The following is a 23973-nucleotide window of genomic DNA, read 5'->3' on the forward strand; positions in this document are numbered from 1 at the left end:
CCTCCTAAAATTTTTTAAAAATTATATGTTGCTGAAAACTCTAAGTGCGTTGCTCCCTTATAGGTAATTGAAGAATTTAACAGCAAATTATCCTTCTTCCATAACCAATTAAGGGTACCAAGTAAATTTACCTGAATATCATTTATGTTACTTATTTCTCGCCATCTTAAATTACTCTCACCTCCTATTCCTAAGAACATATAGCTATCCTTAAAGACTGGAAAACCGTAAGAAAGTTTTATATAAAAACCTTCCTTCTCCAAAGCATTGCCGATTATATAATTTACATAACCTTGAAGAGATAATATCCTCTCCTCAAGCTCCTCTCCGTAGCTCCAATAACTTTCAAAAGAAAATCCTATATTTGAATAATTCTCTGTAGAGCCTCCTCCTGCAAATTGAACCATTAAATTTTCCTTATCCCCTTTAGTATATAAATAGTCCCTTTTAACCAGATTATTTCTCTCTAAGGAGAAATCCAGATATTTGTTTCCATCTTGAAAGTTTAAATTATATCCTATCTCTGCATAAAGGCTATTTGAAAATTCTTTTCTAAAAGATAAAGAAAGATAGCTGTTAGAGACTTTGAGATTAAAGGGATAATATTGCCATGAAAGAACATATGAAGGTATCCGATCCTTGGATATCATGGTAGAAAAAGAAATCAATCCTAAATTTGAGTTAAAAAGTTTATAATCCATTAAAAGATTTAATGGAGAAGAGAATGTTAAGTTTACCGAGTTATTATAAAGAGGTTCCAAATAAAGATGAATAATACTCCCATCATTTTCTATATCAATCTTATAGCTAACTTTTAAGGGGATATTTCTTTTCTCCAAAATCTGGTTCTCCACATCTATCTTATTAACATTAAAATCTCCACCAATCCTAAGGTCTATCTCTTTTAGTATCTCATATTCCCTCTGATTTTTTGTTTCATAAACAATATCTTTTATGGGTGGAAGCTCTTCCCAATAGAAGTAAAGAACATTATCCTTAAAGGAGAAAGTAGGAGATGTTTTTAGTATATATCCTTTATCTTTATAGAGTTTGATAATTGTCTTAATATCTTCTTCTACATTCTCCTTTATGAAAAAACCGCCTTCTTTTGAACCGATTTTATTAAGAATTTCATCAACATTAAGCTGTCTTATGCTTGGAAATTGAATCTTACTAATCACAGGAAATTCTTTTACCTCAATTATTAATTCATACCCACCATCTAACTTGTTTAGGGAATATTTTACACTTTCAAATATTTTTAATTCCTCAATTTTTTTGATATTTGCTTCAATATCCTCCAATGTAACCTTCTGAAAGGGCTTTATAGTTAAAAGATCTGATATCTTCGAGTAAGGTGTATATTTTAATCCCTTAAAAACAATTCCCTGAATAAGATATTCTTCTGCAAAGGCAAAATTTATGATCCCTATTAACAAAACTAAAATAAATATGACTCTTCTCAACTTCTTTCCCTCCATTCTTAAAAAACATCTCCAAAACTGAAGTGAACTCTCCACTTAGTATTAGGATCAGCAGGATCTTGACCAAAATTGTATCCAAAGTCAAGCCTTATAGGTATAAGTATAGTCTCGTATCTCAATCCTAACCCAACTCCTGTATAAAGCTTAATATCATTAAAAGAACTTAAAGATTTCAAATTAAAGGTGCCTCCAGAATCTAAAAAGGCAACTCCATAAAGCCCACTTCCCAGTGGCATTCTATACTGCAGATTAAATAAAACATAAGAATCTCCAGAAAATTCATTATCCAAATAACCTCTTATGGAATTTGCCCCTCCAAGAGTAAAAAACTCTGTGGAGGGAATGTCTCCTTCCGAAAGACCTATAGATGCCTTCAGAGATAAAACTTGCCTATCCTTCATTTGAGAGATGGTCAAGGCATTTATATTTGTTAAAGGAATATGCCACTGAAACTCACCTTGGTACTTAGCAAAATTAGAGGCACTACCTCCCCCTGCAAATTCTATAGTTAGTGAAGACCTCGTCCCTTGGGTTGGACTTAATATAAAGTCTCTTGTATCCCTGGAAACACTTAACATAACACTTGCTATATTTGTATGGGTATATGTAGCACCTAAGTATGTCTGCCACACATCCTCATATTTAAAGCCCAATCCTAAATTTATAGATCTTCCCAATGGATAATAGAAGGAAAAGCTTCCTCCTGTTCTCTCTTCATCCAAACTTTTCGTTCCCTCTTCGGTGGTAACACTTACTGTAGATTTTTTATCATAGATATCTAATTCAAAATTATTTTTACTTCCCAAGAACCATGGGTCATTAAACTTCAACGTGTAGTTTGCTTTTGCCCCACCAGATAGCAAGAAATTAAAGGATAATTTTTGAGCCTTTCCAAGAAAATTATCTTCTCTGTACTCAATAAAACCATAAAGTCCTGAAGAGCTTGAATAGCCCCCACCAAAATTTATAGATCCTGTCAATTTTTCTTTTGCTACATATATAACCTTAATCTTATCTTCATCAGAACCCTGCTCAAGCCTTATCGCTACATCATCAAATACTCCAGTATTATATATGTTCTGCAAATCCTGCTTCACCCTCTCCCAATTGAAAGGTGCTCCAATCTTTAAAGATATCTCTCTTCTTACCACATTTTCTTCCGTTGGTCTCCTCAAAAATGCCATAAAACCAAGAACAGATGTTTCTGTGGTCTTTTGTATCTCAACCTTAATATCTTCCACTATATACTCTTTAAATATCAAGGTTAACTCACCATCCACAAATTTGAACTCTTTAAGGGTAGTAAAAACAAACCCTATATTTTGCAAATATTTTTGTATATTTTCAAAATCTTGGCGCAATAAAGAATAGTTGATTGGCATGCCCTCTTTAACCTGCATAATTTTCTTTATATTTTCGGAAGGAATGCTCTGAAGTCCTTCAAAGGATATTCTCTTAACTTGAGGATTCTCTTTAAACTCAAAAGTAAGTTTTACACCATCCCCCATTATATCTTTCTTAACATTAACACTCTCAAAGAAGCCAGAGCCTTCTAATTTCTTTATCTGCTCCTTTATCATCTCATCATTTATAAAGTCCCCTATTTTTAAAGTTATATAATCCTTTAAAGATTCAGGCTTAATCAGATTGAGACCTTCAAAATTAACCTCCAAAAGGATAGGGTTTTCTTTAACTTTAAAGGTAACATAGACTCCAGAAACACTACTTATCTTTTTAACCTCAACACTCTCAAAATATGGGGAATTAAGAAGCAAACTCTTTTTCTCCTCTAAAAATTTATCACTATAAAATTCCCTACCCCTTAAAGCCAACATCTTTAATATATTCTCTTTCGACAAATTTCTATTTCCTTCTATGAAAACTGCAAGAATAATAGGATTTTCCTTAAACTTTAAATTAACTACTACATTTTCGACATTGTCACTAATATCCCAATCTACTCTCTCAAAATATCCAGTATTTAGTAACTTATTCTCCCAAACCTCTTTTAAATAATCTGAATAAAATAACTTTTCTTCTGGTTTAATTTTATTTTCAACAATTTCCCCCTTAATGCCTAATACATTTCTGACTTCATCTATCTTTACATTATTTAAGCCATATATGTTTATTTCGGAGATTAATGGATTTTCTACAAAATAGAAGGATACATATGCATATCCTTTATCTTCTGTTAAAGAGTAATCTACCTTAGAGAATAAACCACTCTCTTCTAAGTTTTTCTTTTTTTCATCTAATATGGAAGATGAAATGAAATCATCCACTTTAAGATTTATAATACCTTCTACTTTTTCCTTAGATACATTTTTGAGACCAAAGTAATCTAAACGCTTAATAATTGGCATTTCTTTAAAAATAAAGTTTAATAAAATTCCACTCTCTGTATTCTCCTCTTGAATATCTATATCCTCAAAAAAGCCTGTTTCAAGAAAGGCTTTTCTTTGATCCCAAATCTTCTTTTCTGTTGTCCATCCAATATTAGGAAGAAATAAAGATTTACTTAATGTATTTACATCCACCTTACTTAATCCTAAAAATCTAATCCCTGATATCCAGATTAAAAATGGGGTTTCTACAAGTTGAAAAGAAAGCTCAATGCCGTCCTTTGTGGAATTTTTAATTACATTTACAGATAAGAAAAATCCTGTATTTTCTAATCTCTTTTTCAAATCTTCCAACTTTCCGTCATCTATAGTATCTCCTACCTTTATCCCTATAATCTTCAAAATCTCATCCCTACTAATTTTCTGATTTCCCTCAATAATTATTCCAGAAACTTTATATGTAGCCTGCTGTGAATATATTACATTTATCAGAAAAACACTGATTAAGATTATAAACACAAACTTTTTCAAAATATCACCATCCTTTCTAAAATTTAACCCCATATTGGAAAGAGAAGAAGTTAACTCCCTCTGTATTAAGCCATTTTATATTTAATCCACTTCTAAGTAAATATTCTAACTCCCACCCAGAAAAACTTCCTTTTTCAAGAGAATAATCTAACCTGAATATTATATTATCAGATAATTTTTTTTCAAAGGTTATTTTACTGAAGGTAGGTATGAAATAACTTAGATTGTATTGTACTTTAATAGATTCCAAATTTAAAACCCTACTTATCTCGGAGAATAATGGACTAATAAGATACTCTATTAAAGTAGAACTAATAATATTTTGAACCCCAATAGGAATATTTTCAAGAAAAGAGTATAAAGGAAAGGTCTCCTCCTTAGCAAAAGTCAATCTCTCCTGTCCTAAAAGAAGAAAGAGAATCTCTTTCAATGATAAAGGAGGATCAGAGGTAAAGTTTATAGATGATTGTCCCATAAATCCATATCCTGTTAAATAAACTACGTAATTTTGAATGGTTGTTTTTGCCATAATTTCCCAAATATTCTCTGTATAACTTAAACCTAAAAATTTAATGTACCCTGAATAAATAGAAAAATTCCTATTTACTATATTGATATTTCCTTTTGAAAAATCAATTTTTCCTAATAGTAATGGTTTTGATAGATCTCCCGATACATATACTCCCCCCTTTAAACTCAAGCTAAGCCCCATATCAGGAAGGTAAAAGACTACATTGTCACCTAAATTCAAATTTAGTGACAGACGAATCTTTGGAAGCAAAGTTTCTTCTCCTTTTGTCTCCTGTTTTGGTATAGACAATACCGCATTATAGAGGGTTACATCTCCCTTTACTATTGGACTCTTAAGATCACTAATATTTATATCTCCATCGAAATATGATTTTGCCAGATCTGGTACATTAAGGACTAAGTTCTTTATCTTTAAATTTACATCTAAATTAGGATATATAAAGCCAGTTCCTGAAACTTTTGAAGAGGCAAAAGGAATATCAAGCTTTTCTAATTTAATATTACTACCATCTGCTTCTATTCCAAAGCCCAAAGAATTGACTTTTTGCATTATATAAACGAACTCTAAAGGCTCAGAGAAATCAATATTTCCCTCTAAATTCCATTTAGAAAGATTCCCTTCTATTTTTATACTTACTTTTCCTTTCTCAATATTCTTAGCTATTTGAGAAGGAATAATATAGGTTAAAAATTCAGTATTATCAAATTTTAATGACAAATCAAAATTATCCCCTTTTATAAATCCAGAAATTACACCCATTGCCATATCTCTGATAGTGCCATTTAATAAATATCCATCATTACCTTGAAAAATATTAGCATTAATCACTAAATTTCTATTTAAGTTAAATAGATTCAAAACAGAAATTAAATTTCCATCTTTAATGGCAAAAGAAGCTAAATTAACAATTCCCCCAAAGATTCCAGAAATCTCAGGCAAATTAATAATCCTAAGCATTTCTAAAGGAACATTTCGTAAAACTAAAGTACCTTTTCCTTGTGCATCTAAATCAATTTTAATATTCCCATCCTTTTCAAAATTGAAAGTGCCTTTTAATAAGTCTTTATCTTTTAAATTCATTAGAATATTACCCCTTATAAGCTTCGGAATCTTTGTTTCCTTACTCTCAAGCTCTACAACCATTTTTTTATAATCTACACTACCTTTCCATAAGCTATCCATCATAGGATATTTAGAAGAAGATAACTTTAAGTCAAAGAGAAAATCTTCCTGAACTTCTCCTCTTAACTGCCATAAAAACTCCCAAAGCTCACCTTTAACATTTAGACTTAATTTGTCTTTATAAATTCCGTCTAAGGATAAATTCTTTATAGAAAGGTTAGTGAAATTTATCTCATCAGAAGAAAGGTTAAAAACTATCTCAGAGGGTAAGAATTGAATATTTAAATCTTTAACTATGCCTTTTAAACCACTAACTATATTATTCTTTTCAAGATTTATATTCTTTCCTATTATGTTTAATTTATTACTATAATATTCTCCTTTTATTTCCCCCTCCCATATATTTCCAGAAATAGAAATGTGATCTATTTCTCCGCCCAAATTAACAATACCTAAATCTGAGTTCTCATATGATATCTTTATAAATCCATCCAAATACTTGAAATAATTTAAGGAAAGAATAGAAGATAATCTAAGCTTATCAAAAAGTAAAAATTCTATTTTTTCGAAATGAAGTCCGTTATTAACTGTTCCAAGAATACTTAAGTTTCCTATATTTACTCCTTTAAAAACTAACTTCTCCGAATTTATTTTAAAACCTATGTCTTTATCTAAGATTATCTCTCCATCAAGTTTACCATTAATCTCTTTTATAAGAGAATTAATACTTAATCCGATTAAATAGATAGCGCCAGAATTATTAGAAAGATTGTAATTTCCCTTGATACTTCCCCCAAGAATCTCTCCACTTATGTAAACATTCTCATCTTTCCAATCAAAATCTAATTCTCCAATACTAATATCTTCATAGCATAAATCCTTCAGTCTTAAAGAATTTTTTAAATCGAATATAAATTGAGCTTTTATTGGGAAAGAGCCATATATTAAAGTTACTTCTCCATTCATATTTTCTTCCTTTAGAGTTCCCAAAATATTTATACTAAAGATATCTCCCATATATTTAGCCTTTAAAATGCCATTAAAGGATAAATCATCATTGATATTTAATGTTAGCTCTTCAAGTTCATTAATTAAATTTTTAGCATAGATAAAAGCCCTCCACTTCCAATTCTCACCTAAGACTTCAATATCAAAAATCCTTCCAGAGGATGTGGATGAAAATCTCCCTTTTATGTTCCCAAGATTATTAAATTCTAATTTTCCTCTAAAATCATTTAATATAATATTTCCTATCTTTATAAAATTATTTCTGGAAGTAATTTCGCCCTTCCAATCATTCATATCTCCTTTTACAGAAAAGATAAGGGGAATACTTACTCCACTGTCAATAATTATGTTCCCTTTCAGATCTATCTTTTTCTCCGCAACATTCAAAATACCATTTCCAGCTAAATAATTTCTACCAATCTTTGCACTTACACTCCTTATAAGAATTTGAGATAGATTATTCCCTGATAAAAATAGATTTACCCTCTCAAAAGAAAGACCATTATATTTTATATCTCTTCCAGCAATACTTGCTTCTATATATGGCTCTTTTAAAATATTTCCTTTTACCCTTACCTCTCCAAATAGATTCCCATTTAAATTCTCCATCTGTAATAAAGTGTTTGGAATAGATATTTTTAAGTTTGCGTTTTCAAATTCTGGATCACATACTCCTGAAATGAAAAATGGGTTGAAAGGAGTGATTAACTTTCCAGAAACTTTATAATTCCCAAAGAAATAAGTTAGATTTAAAAAGAGATCAAAAGAATAACCATAAAGATTTATTCCACTACCCTTTATATTTACTTCTTTGAGGAAAAAAAAATTTAGATCAGATTCTCCTTCTACAGAGAAATCAACTTTTTCCGCAGAATACTCTCCTAATTTACCATTTTGTAAAGTTCCAGTTAAAAGGAGTTTCCAAGTTTTTTCGCCACTACCTTTCAAGCTAAAATTAGCAATTCCTTCTATAGGGGGTAAATTAAAAGATTTTGCAATATTTTGGATTGGTATATTCTCTCCATTCAATAATAATTCCCCTTTTTGCTTATCCATGTTGTAGGTAAGCTTTCCAGTCATTTTACCGCCTAAAAATAATGCGGAAAGGTCTAAGTTTAGGTTTGGTAATGTTGAAGAGGAAGTAATATCAAGGGTATCAAAGGATAATCTAAAAATCTCACCATTTTTTACACTAATTTTCCCCAATATACTTGGTGTCTCATATTTTCCCTCTATTTTAAAACTGCCATTTCCAATTCCTTTTAATCCAAAATTATTAGATAAATATTTTTCATCAATATTAGAGATATCTAAATTTTTGATATTCAAATCTAAGAGTAGATCAGGTGTAAATCTACCTGATAAATTGATTTCAGATGTCTCCCAATACCCTTGCCCATTCTTAAGAATGATATTATTTTTATCAATTACAATATTAGCAGTAATCTTTTTAATAGAAAGATTAAAATCCTTTAATGATATGGTTGTATCCTGGATAGATAAGTTTCCATTCACATACCATTCTGCACCTTTTCCTGCTATTGAAAGACTTCCTGTAAAAGTACCATCCTCGGTAACAAAAAGATCTGGCAAAAATAAATGCGCCCAATCTTTTGCCTTTGCATTTTTAAAACTAAAATTCAAAACTCCCGAACTTTCTGAGAAATTATAGGTTCCTTGACTGGACAAAGTTTCTTTAGAAGAGGTAGATGTTGCAGTATAGGAAATAACTTGGTTCTTATAATTAAACTCTCCACTCACATTAGAAACATTCGTTTCTTTTTTTGTCTTTATATCTCTAACTATTACGACGCCTTCTTTTACCTTAGCCCTTATTTCAATATTAATAGTAGAGGTAGAAGTGCCACCACTTATATTTCCAAGACCAGGTATTTCTGGAAAAACCCATTCCCCTTTTTCATTATGAATTATAATTATCTTTGGCTTTGTTAATTCTAAATTAATAGGAGAAAGCTTTAGGACATTTTCCACAGAGACTCCTACATTGGCAAGAAATATTCTATTTCCAATACTCAAATCTCCTGCATATATCTTATTTGGAAATACAAACCTTACATCTCCACATTTAACGCTTCCCCCAAAAGTCTTCTCAAGAGCATATTTAATTATAATTCTTCCCCATAAAGGAGAAGTTAAAAGAAGTACTCCAAATAGAAATAAAAATACACTTAAGATAGTAAGAAGTTTTTTCACTCTTTTCTTACCCTCCTAATTTTTGCCCCTAAAGCATTTAATTCTTCATCTAACCTCACATATCCTCTATCTATATGCTCTCCTGCATCTATAACTTCGGTCTCTCCTTGTGCACATAATCCTGCTATAACTAAAGCAGCTCCAGCTCTTAAGTCTGTTGCCTCAACTGGTGCTCCCAAAAGTTTTGGAACTCCTTGTATAAAAGCAGTTCTTCCTTCTATACTAATTTTTGCACCCAATCTCAATAACTCACCTACATGTGAAAATCTATTTTCAAATATATTTTCTACAATGACACTATTTCCCTGAGCAAGACATGCAAAAACCATAATTTGAGGCTGTAAATCAGTTGGAAAGCCTGGATATGGCATTGTATTAATCTCAATTCCTTTCCATTCCTTTGCCCCTTTAACTAATACTTCATTTCCCAAGACCTTTATTGTATCAACTCCTGCCTCCTTTAACTTTACTAACAAACTTTGAATATGTTCAATCTCGACATTCTTAATCAAAATTTCCTTGCCAATCATCACTCCCGTTATTATAAAGGTACCTGCCGCTATTCTATCAGGTATTACCTTATAATAATCAATACTTTTTAATTTTTCCCTTCCCACAATATGTATAGTTGAAGTTCCTAATCCTTCTATCTCTGCACCTAATAATTTTAAAAAATTCCCTAAATCAACAACTTCTGGCTCACAAGCTGCGTTCTCAATAATAGTTTCACCCTTAGCCAAAACTGCTCCCATCATAATATTTCTTGTAGCTCCCACACTTGGCTTGTCCAAATATATTTTTGCACCCTTCAACCCCTTTTTTGCTCTGGCATGTACAAAACCACTTTCTACATTTATTTCTGCACCCAAATTTTCAAAGCCTTTTATGTGTAAATCTACAGGTCTTATGCCAATTCTACATCCTCCAGGATATGGGATCTTTGCCTCTCCAAACCTGGCTAAAAGTGGACCTAAGATCTCAAAGGAAGCTCTCATTTTTGATACTAATTCATAAGGTGCCTCAAAGGATTTAGGCTCTCCTCTTATAGTTACCTTTTGGTCATCAATAACTACTTCTTTCCCTAATAGCCTCAAAATTTCTGCCATCGTTAGAATATCATTTACTGGGGGAACATCATCTAAAATGACTTCATCATCTAATAATAGAGATGCAGCCATTATTGGAAGAGAAGCATTTTTGCTCCCAGATACTCTAATCTCTCCTTTTAACTTATGTCCACCTTCTATAATAAAACTGTCTCCCAAAGGAGCCTCCCTTCCTTTACTTTGTACCAAAAAGCCTATCTCCAGCATCGCCTAACCCCGGAATAATATATCCATTACTATCTAATCTTTCATCAATAGCTGCGGTATAAATATCTACATCAGGATGGGCGGACGTAAAGGCATCTATCCCTTCTGGTGCAGATATTATGCAAACAAACTTTATATTTTTTACTTTTCTTGCCTTTAATATGGAAACTGCTGCAATAGCAGAGCCACCTGTAGCAAGCATAGGATCTACCACAATAACTTCCCTTTTATCTATATCTTCAGGTAATTTTGTGTAGTATTGTACTGGTTTGAGAGTTTCATGATCTCTATATAGACCTATATGTCCTTCTTTTGCAGAAGGAAGAATTCTAAGAATTCCTTCCGCCATTACTAAGCCAGCCCTTAATATAGGAACCACACATAAGCCATTACTTGCTAAAACTTTTCCCTTTGTCTTTTTAAGAGGTGTCTCAATTTCTATCTCTTTTAATGGTAAATCTCTTGTTATCTCATAAACCATGAGACTTGATATTTCGCTTAACAATTCTCTAAATTCTTTTGGACCAGTATTTTTATCTCTAAGTAATGTTAATTTGTGTTGAATTAATGGATGATCTATTACGTGAACCATCATACACTCCTTTCTAATGTATTCTTATATATTGGAAATTCCTCACATAATTCTTTTACTTTATTTTTAACTCTCTCTCTAACTTTTTCGTCCTCTGGAGAGCTTAAAACTTCATGAATTAGTCTGGCAATATATCTCATTTCATTTTCCTTCATTCCTCTTGTAGTCAGGGCTGGAGTTCCAAGTCTGATACCACTCGTAATAGTAGGAGGCTGAGGATCAAAGGGAATTGCATTTTTATTCACAGTAATTCCTGCATCTTCCAATATCCTTTCTGCAACCTTACCAGTAAGATTCTTATTTCTCAGATCCACAAGCATTAAATGATTATCAGTACCACCACTTACCAATCTATAGCCTAAATTCATTAATTCATCCGCCAATGCTTGGGCATTTAGAACTATTTGTTTTTGATAATCTGCAAATTCTTTTGTCTGTGCTTCCTTAAAAGCTACTGCCTTAGCAGCAATAACATGCATAAGAGGTCCACCCTGAATACCTGGAAATACAGCCTTATCTATATCCTTTGCATACTCCTTCTTGCATAGAATAAATCCCCCCCTCGGACCTCTTAAAGTCTTATGAGTTGTACTGGTTACAAATTGAGCATAGGGAACTGGTGAAGGATGGAGTCCTACTGCTACCAAGCCAGCAATATGTGCCATATCAACCATTAGTAAACTACCAACACTTTCTGCAATCTCTGCAAATTTTGCAAAATCAATTATTCTTGGATAAGCACTTGCACCTGCTACAATAAGTTTTGGCTTCACCTCTTTTGCCAAATTGTATACTTGATCGTAATTTATTCTCTCTGTTTCCTTATCAACTCCATAAAAAAAGAATTTAAAAAATTTACCAGAAATATTTACAGGACTTCCATGGGTTAAGTGCCCACCGTGGGCAAGATTCATACCTAAAACTACATCTCCAGGATTAAGAGCTACATAATACACTGCTAAATTCGCTTGACTTCCAGAATGAGGTTGGACATTTGCATGTTCCGCATTATATAACTCCTTTAATCTTGTTCTTGCTAATTCTTCAACTTCATCCACATAAGCACATCCACCATAATATCTTTTCCCAGGATAACCTTCTGCATATTTGTTAGTTAGTACTGAGCCTTGAGCCTCTAAAACAGCTGGGCTTACATAATTCTCTGAGGCAATTAGTTCTAAATGGTACTCCTCTCTCTCCTCCTCCTTTTTAATAGCATTATAGATTTCCAAATCTATTTTTGGAAGATATCTCACAATAACTCCTCCTCATACTTTGAGATTTTTTGCAGTCTTAATTTATGTCTTCCACCTGAAAATTCAGTATTCAACCAAACCCTCACAATTTCTTTAGCTAAATCTTTTCCTAATATTCTTCCCCCTAAAGCTAAAATATTTGCATCATTATGTTCTCTACTCATTCTTGCCTCATAAGGATCTCTACAGAGAGCAGCTCTAATACCCTTTACTTTATTTGCAACTATACTCATACCAATTCCTGTTCCACATATTAGTATGCCTTTATCAAAACCACCCTTTGCAACAGCTTTTGCAACCAAAATTGCATAATCCGGATAATCCGCCCTCTCAGGAGAGTAAGTCCCAAAATCATGATAACTAATATTCCATTCCTCCAACCACTTCTTAAGTTCCTCTTTTAACTCATATCCAGCATGATCTGAACCTATTGCTATCTTCATAAATTATTCTCCTTCAAGATTTTTGGATGCTCTTATTAATCTGTCCATTATAGCAAGACCAATCCCTTCTAAGGGATATGATTCACTCAAAATTATATCCACTTCATCCTCCAACATTCTCATTCCACTAAACAAATTAACTGCAATACTTGGCAAATTTTTCCTACTACCTACTACTAATAATTTTACACTATTAGGATAAAAACTTCTATACTCTTCTGAAACTAATGCACCAACCTTTTTTCCTTCTTCAAGCCACTTCAATATTCTATTTTTCCATGTATCGTTAAATTCATCAATTATGTACAAAGGTACTTTGGGAGCATAATGCCTATGTTTCAATCCAGGTGATGGAACCTTCTCATTTTTATCACTTCTTCTCCAAACATTAATTTTTTTTCCCAAAACTTTCTCTATATCCTCCTTTGTACAAGCACCAGGACGCAAAATAATAGGCTCTTCTTCTGTTAGATCCAATACTGTGGATTCCAATCCATAAACAACCTCCCCTCCATCTAATATCACATCTATTCTATCTCCTAAATCCTCTAAAACATGCTCCGCTTTTGTTGGGCTTGGTCTTCCTGATAAATTAGCTGAAGGAGCAGGGATTGGTCTACCAAATGCTTTTAAAAGGGCAAGAGCTACAGGATGAGAAGGCTGTCTTATAGCTACTTTTTCACTTCCTGCCGTAATAATATCGTTTACTAATGAGGATTTGTAAAATATCAATGTAAGTGGACCTGGCCAAAATTTTTCTATTAGCTTTTCTGCGTCTTCAGAGACTTCCTCCGCAAGAGAATATATTTCATCTTTTCTTCCCACATGAACAATCAAAGGATTATCTATTGGTCTATTTTTTACCATAAATATCTTTTTTATAGCGGACGGATTAAAGGCATCTGCTCCCAAACCATATACTGTTTCAGTGGGAAAAGCTACAAGCCCTCCCTTTTCCAAAACCTTAACCGCATAATCTATGGCGGACATAGAGATATTATTAGGATCTACTTTAAAATACTTCCCCATTCCAACTTCACTATCCTATCTTTTCCGAAATAGTCTTTATAAATTTCAAAAGAAAAATTATTAAAATAGGATTTTACTAAATTTTCTATCTTCTTTCCAATAAATTCAGATATCTCAGCCAAAAAAATACCTCCAACTAAACTTTTCATCTCTCTAAAAATCTCTTTGTAAAATTTGCAACCATCAAATCCTCCATATAATGCTTTCCATGGCTCTCTTTTAACTTCTTGGGGTAGAAATACCATTTCCCTTGCACTTACATAAGGAGGATTTGTAATAATTAGTTGAAAATCAATCTTTCTTAAAAAGAATGGATAAAGATAGGGACCTAAGTAAAAATTAATTTTTTCAGCAACTTTGTATTTTTCAGCATTTCTTTTTGCTATTCTAATTGCAGATGGCGATATATCGCAAGCATATATATTCAAATGAGGGAACTTCCTTGCCAAAGGAATTACTATATTTCCACTTCCAACTCCTATCTCAACAACAGAATTTATACTTTTCCTTTCTATTAAATCAAAAGCAATTTCCAACAAAACTTCTGTTTCAGGACGTGGTATTAACACATTAGAATCCACAACCAACTCAAGATCATAAAAATATTTTTTCTTCATTATGTATGCTATTGGATATCCTTGCAGTCTCTTCTTGAGTAGGTTATAAAAGAGAATTTCTTGTTCTTCATTCAAATAATCAAACTTATAAATATCTACCCTACCTACCCCTAAAGTAGTAGCAATAATAAGTTCTGCTTCTAAGTAAGACTCAGAACAACCAATTTTTTCTAATTCCTTTTTTGCCTTGTTTAAAGCGTCACGTAGTGGTAGCAACTTCTTCTAAAAGTTTCTTTATCTGTTCTTCTTTTTCCGCAAGTATTAATCTATCAATAAATTCATCAAGTTCTCCTGAAAGTACCTCTTCTAATTGAAAGGACGAATAGTTTATTCTATGATCAGTAACGCGTCTTTGAGGGAAATTATAAGTTCTAATTTTCTCGCTTCTCTCTCCTGTACCTACTTGAGATTTTCTTTTTTCCGCAATCTCCGACTCTTTCTCCTGCTTGTAGTATTCATATAATCTTGATCTAAGAACTCTCATTGCCTTTTCCTTATTCTGATGCTGAGATCTTTCATCCTGACACTGCACCACTATTCCTGTAGGAATATGAGTAATCCTAACTCCTGATTCTGTTTTATTTACATGTTGTCCGCCCGCACCACCAGACCTAAAAGTTTCAATTCTTAAATCTTTTGGATCTATATAAATCTCTACTTCTTCCATTTCAGGAAGTACAGCCACAGTAGCAGTAGACGTATGAATTCTTCCTGAGGACTCTGTTACAGGTACCCTTTGAACTCTATGTACCCCACTCTCAAACTTTAATCTGCTATAAGCTCCTTTTCCTTCGACCAAGAAAATTATCTCTTTAAAACCACCAAGTCCTGTTGGATTAGAGCTAACAATATCTATTTTCCATCCCTTTTTCTGAGCATATCCTACATACATTCTGAAAAGATCTGCTGCAAAAAGAGCTGCCTCCTCTCCACCTGTACCTGCCCTAATTTCCATTATGATATTTTTCTCATCATTAGGGTCTTCTGGAAGAAGGGCAGCTTTCAAAGAAAACTCCAGCTCCTCCAATCTTTTATTAATCTGTTCTAATTCTCCCTCTGCTAAACTCCTTAATTCTTCATCCTTTTCTTCTTCTAAGAGTGCCTCTATTTCCTCTTTTTCTTTAAGAAGTTTTTTATACTCCCTAAACTCATTAACTACATCCTCAATTTTTCCTCTTTCTTTTAACAAGTTTTGATATTTTTGAATATCACTCACTATTTCAGGACTTGCCAAGAGCTCTTCTAATTCATTAAATCTATTCTCTATATCCTGCAATTTCTGAAAGAAAATTTCATTCAGCATCTTCTTCTAACACCTCCTTAAGAGCTCTTATAGCTACCTCCAACTGAGAATCATCTGGCTCCTTTGTTGTTAAATACTGCATCCATAACCCAGGTAAAATTACAGCTCTCCAAAATTTCGAATGATAATGTTTCGATCCTAGTCTTATTATCTCATAGGATAGACTAAAAATTAAGGGTATTAATAAAACTCTTGAGAAAATCCTCTCTATAAAGCCTTGTTTACCTAAAAAAGCATAAATAACTACGCTAATTATCATTACTACAAGTAAGAAGGATGTACCACATCTTGGATGAAATCTTGAATATTTTCTACAATTCTCAACTGTAAGTTCTTCTCCTGCCTCATAACAGAAAACTGTTTTATGTTCAGCCCCATGGTATTGGAAAACTCTTTTTATCTCCTTAATATTAGTGACAAGCACAAGATAAGCAATAAAAATGATAATACGTATAAGTCCTTCAATCAATCTAAGAATTATTTGAGAAGAAACGTAACTTTCAATTGGCTTAACGATAATTAATGGTAATACTATAAATAGTGCCACAAAAAGGGCAAAACTAAGAACCAATGCAAAGAAAATTCCCCACCCACTATCTATTTTCTCCTCTTCAGGAAATGCCACATTTGTAGAATAAGTTAAAGCTTTTATACCCCAAACTAATGAATCCATTAATATTAATAATCCTCTCAAAAAGGGAATTTTTGCCCATTTCTTAAAGACTGGCTGAAGCTTATACTTGTCGACAACAATCTCTCCCATGGGATTTCTGACTGCAACAGCAAGATTGATCCCCTTTCTCATCATTACTCCTTCATACACTGCTTGTCCACCTACATTCTCTTCTCTTTTCATTTTTCATCCCTTCTTAGAACAACATGACATTTTCTACAACGAGCCTCATAAGTCTCAAAGGCTCCTACTAAGATTATAGGATCATCATAATAGGCTGGTTTACCATTTACAATCCTTTGAGTCCTACTTGCAAGATTACCACATTTCATACAAATAGCATGTAGCTTATCTACATACTCAGCTACCGCAAGAAGATAAGGCATAGGACCAAAAGGTTCTCCTCTAAAATCTTGATCTAAACCTGCCACTATTACTCTTTTCCCCTCATCTGCCAACTTTTGGCAAACTTTTACAAGCCCCATATCAAAAAATTGTCCTTCCTCAATAGCAACTACCTGTGTATCCTTTTCAACTAATCTTTCAATCTCTGAACTATTAGAAACCAAAATTGCCTCTATTTTTAGACCTGTATGAGAGGTTACATAATCCCTTTCATATCTGTTATCTAAGCTATGTTTAAATACTTGGACCTTTTGTTTTGCAATTTGAGCTCTTCTAACCCTTCTTATTAATTCTTCACTCTTTCCACTATACATTCCACCACATATAACCTCTATCCACCCTGAGGGATTATTAATATATTCCATTCTTTCACCTTCTTTCTGGAATACATTTTTTTCCTTCAGGACATGGACCTCTAAAACAAGGAGGTCCAGCATCCTCAAAAATAATAGGGGCAACTTTCTTTACCTCTTCTAACATAAGCCATGCCATCTCTCTTATTTCCCATTGAGCATTATTACATGTTCTTAGCGTAAAAAAATGCATAAGTTCCCGTGCATTCATAGTAAGAATAATTTTCGTCTCAACAGCCTGTGGTAAAACATACCTTGCATCTTCTTTTGGAATTCCCATTTCTATCAACTTTTGGTAGTTTTCAAAAGCAAATTTGATAAATTCTTTATAGAGTTTTTGAGCCTCTTTGTCTTCATTAACCAAAGGTGGAGTTATAAATTCATCCTTTAGATTTACATACCTCTGACTCTGTTGAGAATAGGAAGCTATTCTATGCCTAACCAATTGATGGGATGTTACTCTGGATATTCCATCTATATAAAAAGTAAAATTAGCATGCTCAAAAATAGATAGATGCTGAAGCTTCTTTGCCTTTTTAAGTAATCTCTCTATCTCAGAAGAATCTATTTCCTTTTCTAATTCTTCTAAGCTTCCTCTAAAATGACAAAGACGCATCGCCAGAGCACAAACCTTTTCCGGCTCTGGCGTATAGGCTATTAATTTTACCCTCACTTTTATTTAACTTCCCAGTTATATTTTTTAGCAAATTTCTCTACTCTTCTTTCTGTATCTACAAACTTTCTTTGACCAGTAAAGAATGGATGACATTTCGCACAAATTTCTGTAGTCATATACTCTTTTGTGGACAAAGTTTCATAAACTGCTCCACAAGCACAAACAATTTTAGCTTTTTTCATCTCAGGATGTATACCCTTTTTCATTTTTTTACTCCTCCTTAAGAAATATATAGTCCTATCAATTATACCATAAAAATTAAAGAAGGCGGAGAATTAATTCTCCGCCTTCCAAAAATCTTTCTCCTAATCAAATATTAGCGAGGCTCTACAATAAATCGGATAGCTGTTCTTTCTTCTCCATCAATCTGCACATCTGTGAATGCTGGTATACAAATTAAATCTATGCCACTTGGAGCTACATAACCCCTTGTTATAGCTATTGCTTTTACCGCTTGGTTAACAGCTCCAGCCCCTATAACTTGAATTTCTGCACGTCCTCTTTCACGAATAACACCTGCTAATGCTCCTGCAACTGCATTAGGATTTGATTTAGCTGAAACTTTCAAAACTTCCATAATTTTACCTCCTTTATATGTTCTTTTCTCTCCCATGGCAGATTTTTTCTCTTCTATACTCTTCCCCTCCTTTGCAATCTTTGGATTTTTTTAGTTTTGCCTGAGCTTTCCTCTACCTCAATAATCACCCCTTCCATTTTAAAAAGTCCTTTCTCTGGAACTTCAAAACGTTGAGGAATTTGGAGAAGAAATTTTTTAAGAACAGCTTCCTTATCCACCCCCAAAATTGAGTCTTCAGCCCCGCACATACCAACATCTGTAATGTAACCTGTTCCCCCCTCCAATATTTTCTCATCTGCAGTTTGCACATGAGTATGTGTACCTACAACTGCAGTGACTTTTCCATCTAAGAAATAACCCATCGCTATTTTTTCCGACGTTGCTTCCGCATGCATATCTACCAATATTATTTTAGCCTCATCTGCAACTTTTTCAATAATCTCCTCTGCTACTTTGAAAGGACTATCTAATGGCTCCATAAATATCCGTCCCTGTAGATTAATTATACAAATTTTTTTGCCAAAATGCGAGAGGGTAATATAACCTCTTCCTGGTACACCCTTTGGATAATTAGCAGGTCTTATTATTCTTTCACAGCTTTCTAAAACAGGTATGCCTTCTTTTTTATCCCATATATGATTTCCACTTGTCATAACATCCACTCCTGCCTCCATTATTTCTTTTATTACCTTTTCCGTAATACCAAAACCTGCAGCTGAATTTTCTACATTTGCTATCACTAAATCTATATTATACTCTCTTCTAACTTCTGGCAAAAACATTGATAATCCTTTTCTTCCAATACTTCCTACAATATCTCCTAAAAATAATATCCTTAAATTATCTTGCATATTCTACAGCTCTTGTTTCTCTTATAACTGTTATTTTTATCTGACCAGGATACTCCATTTCCTTTTCAATCTTTTTAGCTATCTGATAAGCAAGACGTGTTGCTGTTACATCATCAACACTTTCAGGATTTACCATTACCCTTATTTCTCTTCCAGCCTGTATAGCATAAGCTTTATCTACACCAGGAAAAGACATAGCAATCTCTTCTAATTTTTCTAATCTCTTTATATAAACTTCAATACTTTCTCTTCTTGCTCCTGGTCTTACCGCAGATATACTATCTGCTACCTGAATAATAACATCTAAGACACTTGTAGGAGGTACTTCCTCGTGATGAGATGCCACTGCGTGCACAATGCTACTATTTTCACCGTACTTTTTCAGAAGTTCAGAGCCTAAAAGTGCATGGGAACCTTCTATTTCATAATCAATAGCTTTCCCAATATCATGTAAAAGCCCAGCACGCTTTGCAAGATTTACATCAATTCCTAACTCTCCTGCTATAACAGCGGCTAATTTCGCAACTTCTATAGAATGCTGTAATACATTTTGTCCGTAACTTGTTCTATAGTAAAGCCTTCCCAAGGTCCTAATTAAATCAGGATGCAAATTATGAATTCCTACCTCAAGCATTGCTCTCTCGCCTTCTTCTCTTATTCTATTGTCTACTTCCTTCTTTGCTTTATTAACCATTTCTTCAATTCTTGCAGGATGAATTCTTCCGTCCTTGACTAACTTTTCCAGTGCTATTCTTGCTATTTCTCTTCTTATAGGATCAAAAGATGAAAGCACTACTGCCTCTGGAGTATCGTCAATAATTAAATCCACTCCAGTTAAAGTCTCAAAGGTTCTTATATTCCTTCCCTCTCTACCTATAATTCTTCCTTTCATCTCTTCACTTGGAAGACTCACCACCGAAACTGTAGATTCAATTGTATGTTCAACTGCACACCTCTGTATAGCCTCACTTAAAATTTCTCTTGCCTTTTTATCCGCCATCTCTTTAAATCTTGCTTCAGCCTCTTTAATTCTTAAAGCAATATCTCTTTGCAGTTCTTCTTCTAATTTTTGAAGTAAAAGTTCTTTAGCCTCCTCTTTTGTTAATTGAGCTATATTTTGTAGTTCTTCAATCTGTCTCTTTTGCAATTCTTTAGCTTCATTTAACCTTTCCTCAATCTCCTTTTCCTTCTTTAAAAGAAGCTCTTCCCTCTTCTCAAGATTCTCCTCCCTCTGCAAAATTCTTCTTTCTAAATTTAAAATTTCATTTCTTCTCTCCCTTAATTCCCTTTCAGTCTCTGTCTTCAATCTATAGATCTCTTCTTTACCTTCAAGAAGAAGGACTTTTTTCTCTTCTTCAGCTTGAAGACGAGCCTTTTCTAATATCTCTTTTGCCTTTACTTCAGCATTCTCAGAAATTTTCTTTTCTACATACTTTCTAACAAAATAACCAATAGAGATACCTATTACAAATATTATTGTCGTTATTAAGATAATAATTGCTATTCACCTCCTTTTTCCAAATTTTCCAACTCTTTCCTTAACTCCTCCAATATCTTACCCCAAGAACCTTCTTTTATAATCTTACCATATTTAAAAAGAAAAACTCTACTTTTTGTTCCAGCAATGCCCAAATCTGCCTCTTTCGCTTCTCCAGGGCCATTCACTTCGCAACCCATAACAGCAATTGTAACATTATAAGGATAATCTTTGAACTCTTTTTCTATCATGTTTGCCACCTTTGCTACTGGGAAATTACTCCTTGCACACATAGGACAAGCAATTACTCTAATACCCCTTTCCCTTAAATTAAGACTCCTTAAAATTTCATATGCTACATCCACTTCCTTCTCAGGACTTGCAGATAACGAAACTCTTATTGTATCACCAATACCCTCATTTAATAGTATACCTAAACCCACTGCAGAACGGATGCTACCTGAAAGTAATGTTCCAGCCTCTGTAATTCCAATATGTAATGGATAATCGACCTTTTTACTTAACAATCTGTAAGCAGATACAGTAAGAGGTATAGAAGATGATTTAACAGATATTACAATATCAAAGAATCCTTCTTCCTCTAATAATTTTACCTCATTTAAGGCGCTTTCCACTAAAGCCTCAGGTGTAATACCTCCATACTTTTTTAAAATATCTGGACTTAGAGATCCAGAATTACTACCCACCCTAATAGGAACTCCCCTTGCTTTTGCCTCCTTTGCTATTAAAGATATGTACTTAGGATTTTTCAAATTGCCTGGATTAAGCCTTAATTTATCTACTCCTTGTTCTAAAGCTATCAATGCTAATCTATAGTCAAAGTGTATATCCGCTATTATAGGGATTGGGCTCTTCTTTTTTATTTTGCCTAAGGAAATAGCAGACTCCTTATCAGGAACACCTATTCTAACAAGTTCGCATCCCCTTTTATATAGCCTATAAATCTGCATTAGGGTTCTTTTTACATCTGTAGTAGGGGTTTTTGTCATAGATTGAACCCTTATAGGATTATCTCCACCCAAGAAAATATTACCAACTTTGACTACTTTTGTTTTTCTTCCCACTATTTGCCAAGCCTCTTTATATCAAAAAAGGTTACAAGTAGCATTAAAAAGAGGAGAATTAGAAGACCAATCCAATGAACAATCTCTTCCTTTTTTGTTTCTATTGGTCTTCCTCTGATCTTTTCAATTATAACAAATAAAATTCTTCCTCCATCCAAAGCAGGAAATGGGATAAGATTAAATATTCCTAATTGTACACTAAAAAGCCCTATAAAGTTTAGAAGAGTCTGATAACCGGAAGACGCAGCTTCTCCTGTTAGTTTTGCAATACCTATAGGACCTGTAACAGTAATACCTTGAGCTCCCTTAAACAACATAATAATTACTGTAAAGATTAATGCTATAACGGTAACAAAGGCATTAAAACCTTCTTTTATTGCTAAGAAAAGAGGATATTTTTTAATCTCATAATCAAAGGCTATTCCTATAAAGCCTCCTTTTCGTTCCTCATCCCATTCTGGAGTTACCTTAAAATAAAGTATATTTCCCTCTCTCTCTATTTCTAAAACTATAGGATTAATTTTATCTTTGCTTGGTACCGCTTCTCTTATTATTTTCACCGCAGTTTCCGTATCTTGAATTTTTATGCCATTTATTGAAACAATTCTATCCCCTGGCCTAATCCCAGCTAAATAAGCAGGCTTTCCAGAAATCACATCCTTTACCTTTGGTATAGGATATGGTACACCCAAGAGAAAAACTAAGGTAAAAACAAAAATAGCTAAAACAAAATTCATTAATGGACCTGAAAGTAGAATTAAAATTTTCCTGCCTGGAGATTTCTGGGTAAACTTCTCCTCCTCAGGTATGTCTACTTCCTCATTCAAATCATCGATACCAGCCATTCTAACAAAACCACCGATAGGAATAAGTCTCAAGGTATACTTTGTAGCCTTTTTTGAAAACTCAACAATTTTAGGACCAAATCCTATAGCAAACTCATATACTCTTACACCAAACAACTTTGCAGTTATAAAATGACCAAATTCGTGCGGTATCGTCAAAACCGCAAAAACTAATAAAAACCAAATTAAACTCATATTAAACTAATTAATAACCTCCTCTTTTTTCTTTTAAGTTTATAGGATAAAAGTATTTTTTTCAATCTAACTCTTCTAAATAAGGAGGATTTGCTCCTGCACGAGTACAAGTTAAACCAGCAACCTTAGAGGCAAACTTTAGTCCCTCCTCAATATCCTTTAGAGAAATACTATTAAACTCTTTTATATTAAGCTTACCAATTTTCCAAAACCAATATAAAAGACCCCCCATAAAAGAATCTCCTGCACCTACAGTATCTACTACTTTTACTTTGTATGCAGGAACTTCAATAGAGCCATCCTTTGTAAAAGCTTTTGATCCCCTCTCACCTAATGTTACTACTACAATATCTACACCAAGTCCAATATATTTTTGGGCCATCTCTTCTAAAGAAAGTCCAGGATAAAGCCATTCTAAATCCGCTCTACTCATCTTAACTAAATTTGACCAAGAAACCCACTTTTCCAACCTTTCAATATACCTCTCCTTATCATGAATAAGTATGGGACGCACATTAGGATCTAATGAGATTAAAATTTTTCCCTTCTCCCTTTCCATCAGGCTTTCCAATGTAGATGCCCCAGGCTCCCTTATTAAAGAAATAGAGCCAAAATGCATTAATGCAATATCAGAAGAAAAAGAATAAGGTAGTTCTTCAGATCTTATAGAACTATCCGCAGAATTATCCCCATAAAATACAAAATGAGGCTCATTATCAGGACCAATAATCACAAAGGCAAGAGTAGTAGGTTCTCTTCCTCTTAATAAATATCTTGTATCCACATTATTCTCTTTAAGAAAAGAAAATAACATTTCCCCAAAAATATCGTAAGAGATCTTTCCGAAAAAAGAGACATCCGCTTTGAGTCTTCCTAAGGTAATAGCCACATTAAAAGGGGACCCTCCAGGATGTGGAACATAACCTATTTCATCACCAAATTTTTTAGGAGTAAAATCAATCAAGGCTTCCCCACAGACCAAAATCATAATATACTCCTCCCTAATTAATTTGGATTTATTTTAGCATTAAATTCAAAACCTATAAA

At 33.3% G+C, this 23973-nt stretch carries 19 protein-coding genes and 1 pseudogene; all 20 read right to left on the bottom strand.

The features are described from left to right. Positions 1-14: 14 nt before the first annotated feature. Positions 15-1481 (bottom strand): hypothetical protein, encoded by a 1467-nt coding sequence (locus CBR30_04075; protein PMQ01851.1) that lies wholly within the window; start codon positions 1479-1481, stop codon positions 15-17. A 2-nt stretch (positions 1482-1483) separates the two neighbouring features. Beyond that, positions 1484-4393: an outer membrane protein assembly factor gene (locus CBR30_04080; protein PMQ01852.1), complete on the bottom strand. Its 2910-nt coding sequence runs from the start codon at positions 4391-4393 to the stop codon at positions 1484-1486. After that, a complete protein-coding gene (locus CBR30_04085) occupies positions 4377-9236 on the bottom strand; it encodes a hypothetical protein (protein ID PMQ01853.1) in 4860 nt (1619 codons plus the stop codon). The genes CBR30_04080 and CBR30_04085 overlap by 17 nt, the downstream gene beginning before the upstream one ends. Further along, positions 9233-10549 carry a UDP-N-acetylglucosamine 1-carboxyvinyltransferase gene (gene murA / locus CBR30_04090; GenBank protein PMQ01854.1) on the bottom strand — a complete coding sequence of 439 codons (1317 nt, stop codon included), beginning with the start codon at positions 10547-10549 and terminating at the stop codon, positions 9233-9235. Before murA ends, CBR30_04085 begins: the two co-directional genes overlap by 4 nt. Continuing rightward, a complete protein-coding gene (gene upp / locus CBR30_04095) occupies positions 10518-11141 on the bottom strand; it encodes a uracil phosphoribosyltransferase (protein ID PMQ01855.1) in 624 nt (207 codons plus the stop codon). The genes murA and upp overlap by 32 nt, the downstream gene beginning before the upstream one ends. Then, positions 11141-12397 (bottom strand): serine hydroxymethyltransferase, encoded by a 1257-nt coding sequence (locus CBR30_04100; GenBank protein ID PMQ01856.1) that lies wholly within the window; start codon positions 12395-12397, stop codon positions 11141-11143. Before CBR30_04100 ends, upp begins: the two co-directional genes overlap by 1 nt. Next, positions 12394-12840 (bottom strand): ribose 5-phosphate isomerase B, encoded by a 447-nt coding sequence (gene rpiB / locus CBR30_04105; GenBank protein ID PMQ01857.1) that lies wholly within the window; start codon positions 12838-12840, stop codon positions 12394-12396. The genes CBR30_04100 and rpiB overlap by 4 nt, the downstream gene beginning before the upstream one ends. Positions 12841-12843: 3 nt before the next feature. Beyond that, positions 12844-13869 carry a threonylcarbamoyl-AMP synthase gene (locus tag CBR30_04110; GenBank protein ID PMQ01858.1) on the bottom strand — a complete coding sequence of 342 codons (1026 nt, stop codon included), beginning with the start codon at positions 13867-13869 and terminating at the stop codon, positions 12844-12846. Next, positions 13848-14702 (bottom strand): protein-(glutamine-N5) methyltransferase, release factor-specific, encoded by an 855-nt coding sequence (gene prmC, locus CBR30_04115; GenBank protein ID PMQ01859.1) that lies wholly within the window; start codon positions 14700-14702, stop codon positions 13848-13850. The genes CBR30_04110 and prmC overlap by 22 nt, the downstream gene beginning before the upstream one ends. Further along, the gene (locus CBR30_04120; protein ID PMQ01860.1) at positions 14686-15789 is read right to left on the bottom strand and encodes a peptide chain release factor 1; all 1104 of its coding nucleotides are present in this window, start codon (positions 15787-15789) and stop codon (positions 14686-14688) included. The genes prmC and CBR30_04120 overlap by 17 nt, the downstream gene beginning before the upstream one ends. Beyond that, the gene (locus CBR30_04125) at positions 15779-16645 is read right to left on the bottom strand and encodes a hypothetical protein (protein PMQ01861.1); all 867 of its coding nucleotides are present in this window, start codon (positions 16643-16645) and stop codon (positions 15779-15781) included. Before CBR30_04125 ends, CBR30_04120 begins: the two co-directional genes overlap by 11 nt. Further along, a complete protein-coding gene (locus tag CBR30_04130) occupies positions 16642-17232 on the bottom strand; it encodes a thymidine kinase (GenBank protein ID PMQ01862.1) in 591 nt (196 codons plus the stop codon). The genes CBR30_04125 and CBR30_04130 overlap by 4 nt, the downstream gene beginning before the upstream one ends. 4 nt (positions 17233-17236) lie before the next feature. After that, positions 17237-17893, bottom strand: coding sequence for a thymidylate synthase (FAD) (locus tag CBR30_04135; GenBank protein ID PMQ01863.1), 657 nt, complete (start codon positions 17891-17893; stop codon positions 17237-17239). 2 nt (positions 17894-17895) lie between these two features. Then, a complete protein-coding gene (locus tag CBR30_04140; GenBank protein ID PMQ01864.1) occupies positions 17896-18102 on the bottom strand; it encodes a 50S ribosomal protein L31 in 207 nt (68 codons plus the stop codon). A gap of 110 nt (positions 18103-18212) precedes the next feature. Next, positions 18213-18473: a stage V sporulation protein S gene (locus tag CBR30_04145; protein PMQ01889.1), complete on the bottom strand. Its 261-nt coding sequence runs from the start codon at positions 18471-18473 to the stop codon at positions 18213-18215. Positions 18474-18526: 53 nt separating this feature from the next. Further along, positions 18527-19324, bottom strand: coding sequence for a metallophosphoesterase (locus CBR30_04150; GenBank protein PMQ01865.1), 798 nt, complete (start codon positions 19322-19324; stop codon positions 18527-18529). Next, complete coding sequence (gene rny, locus CBR30_04155; GenBank protein PMQ01866.1) at positions 19314-20819, bottom strand: ribonuclease Y; 1506 nt, start codon at positions 20817-20819, stop codon at positions 19314-19316. The genes CBR30_04150 and rny overlap by 11 nt, the downstream gene beginning before the upstream one ends. Further along, positions 20761-21886 (bottom strand): annotated as a pseudogene (locus tag CBR30_04160) (4-hydroxy-3-methylbut-2-en-1-yl diphosphate synthase). Before CBR30_04160 ends, rny begins: the two are co-directional and overlap by 59 nt. Next, the gene (rseP, locus tag CBR30_04165) at positions 21886-22926 is read right to left on the bottom strand and encodes an RIP metalloprotease RseP (GenBank protein ID PMQ01867.1); all 1041 of its coding nucleotides are present in this window, start codon (positions 22924-22926) and stop codon (positions 21886-21888) included. The pseudogene CBR30_04160 and the gene rseP overlap by 1 nt, the downstream one beginning before the upstream one ends. Positions 22927-22987: 61 nt before the next feature. Next, entirely contained in the window at positions 22988-23914 is a 927-nt protein-coding gene (locus CBR30_04170; protein ID PMQ01868.1) for a ribokinase, read from the bottom strand. Positions 23915-23973 lie beyond the last annotated feature (59 nt).

It is taken from the genome of Dictyoglomus sp. NZ13-RE01 (assembly GCA_002878375.1).
In the GTDB taxonomy this organism is placed as follows: Bacteria; Dictyoglomota; Dictyoglomia; order Dictyoglomales; family Dictyoglomaceae; genus NZ13-RE01.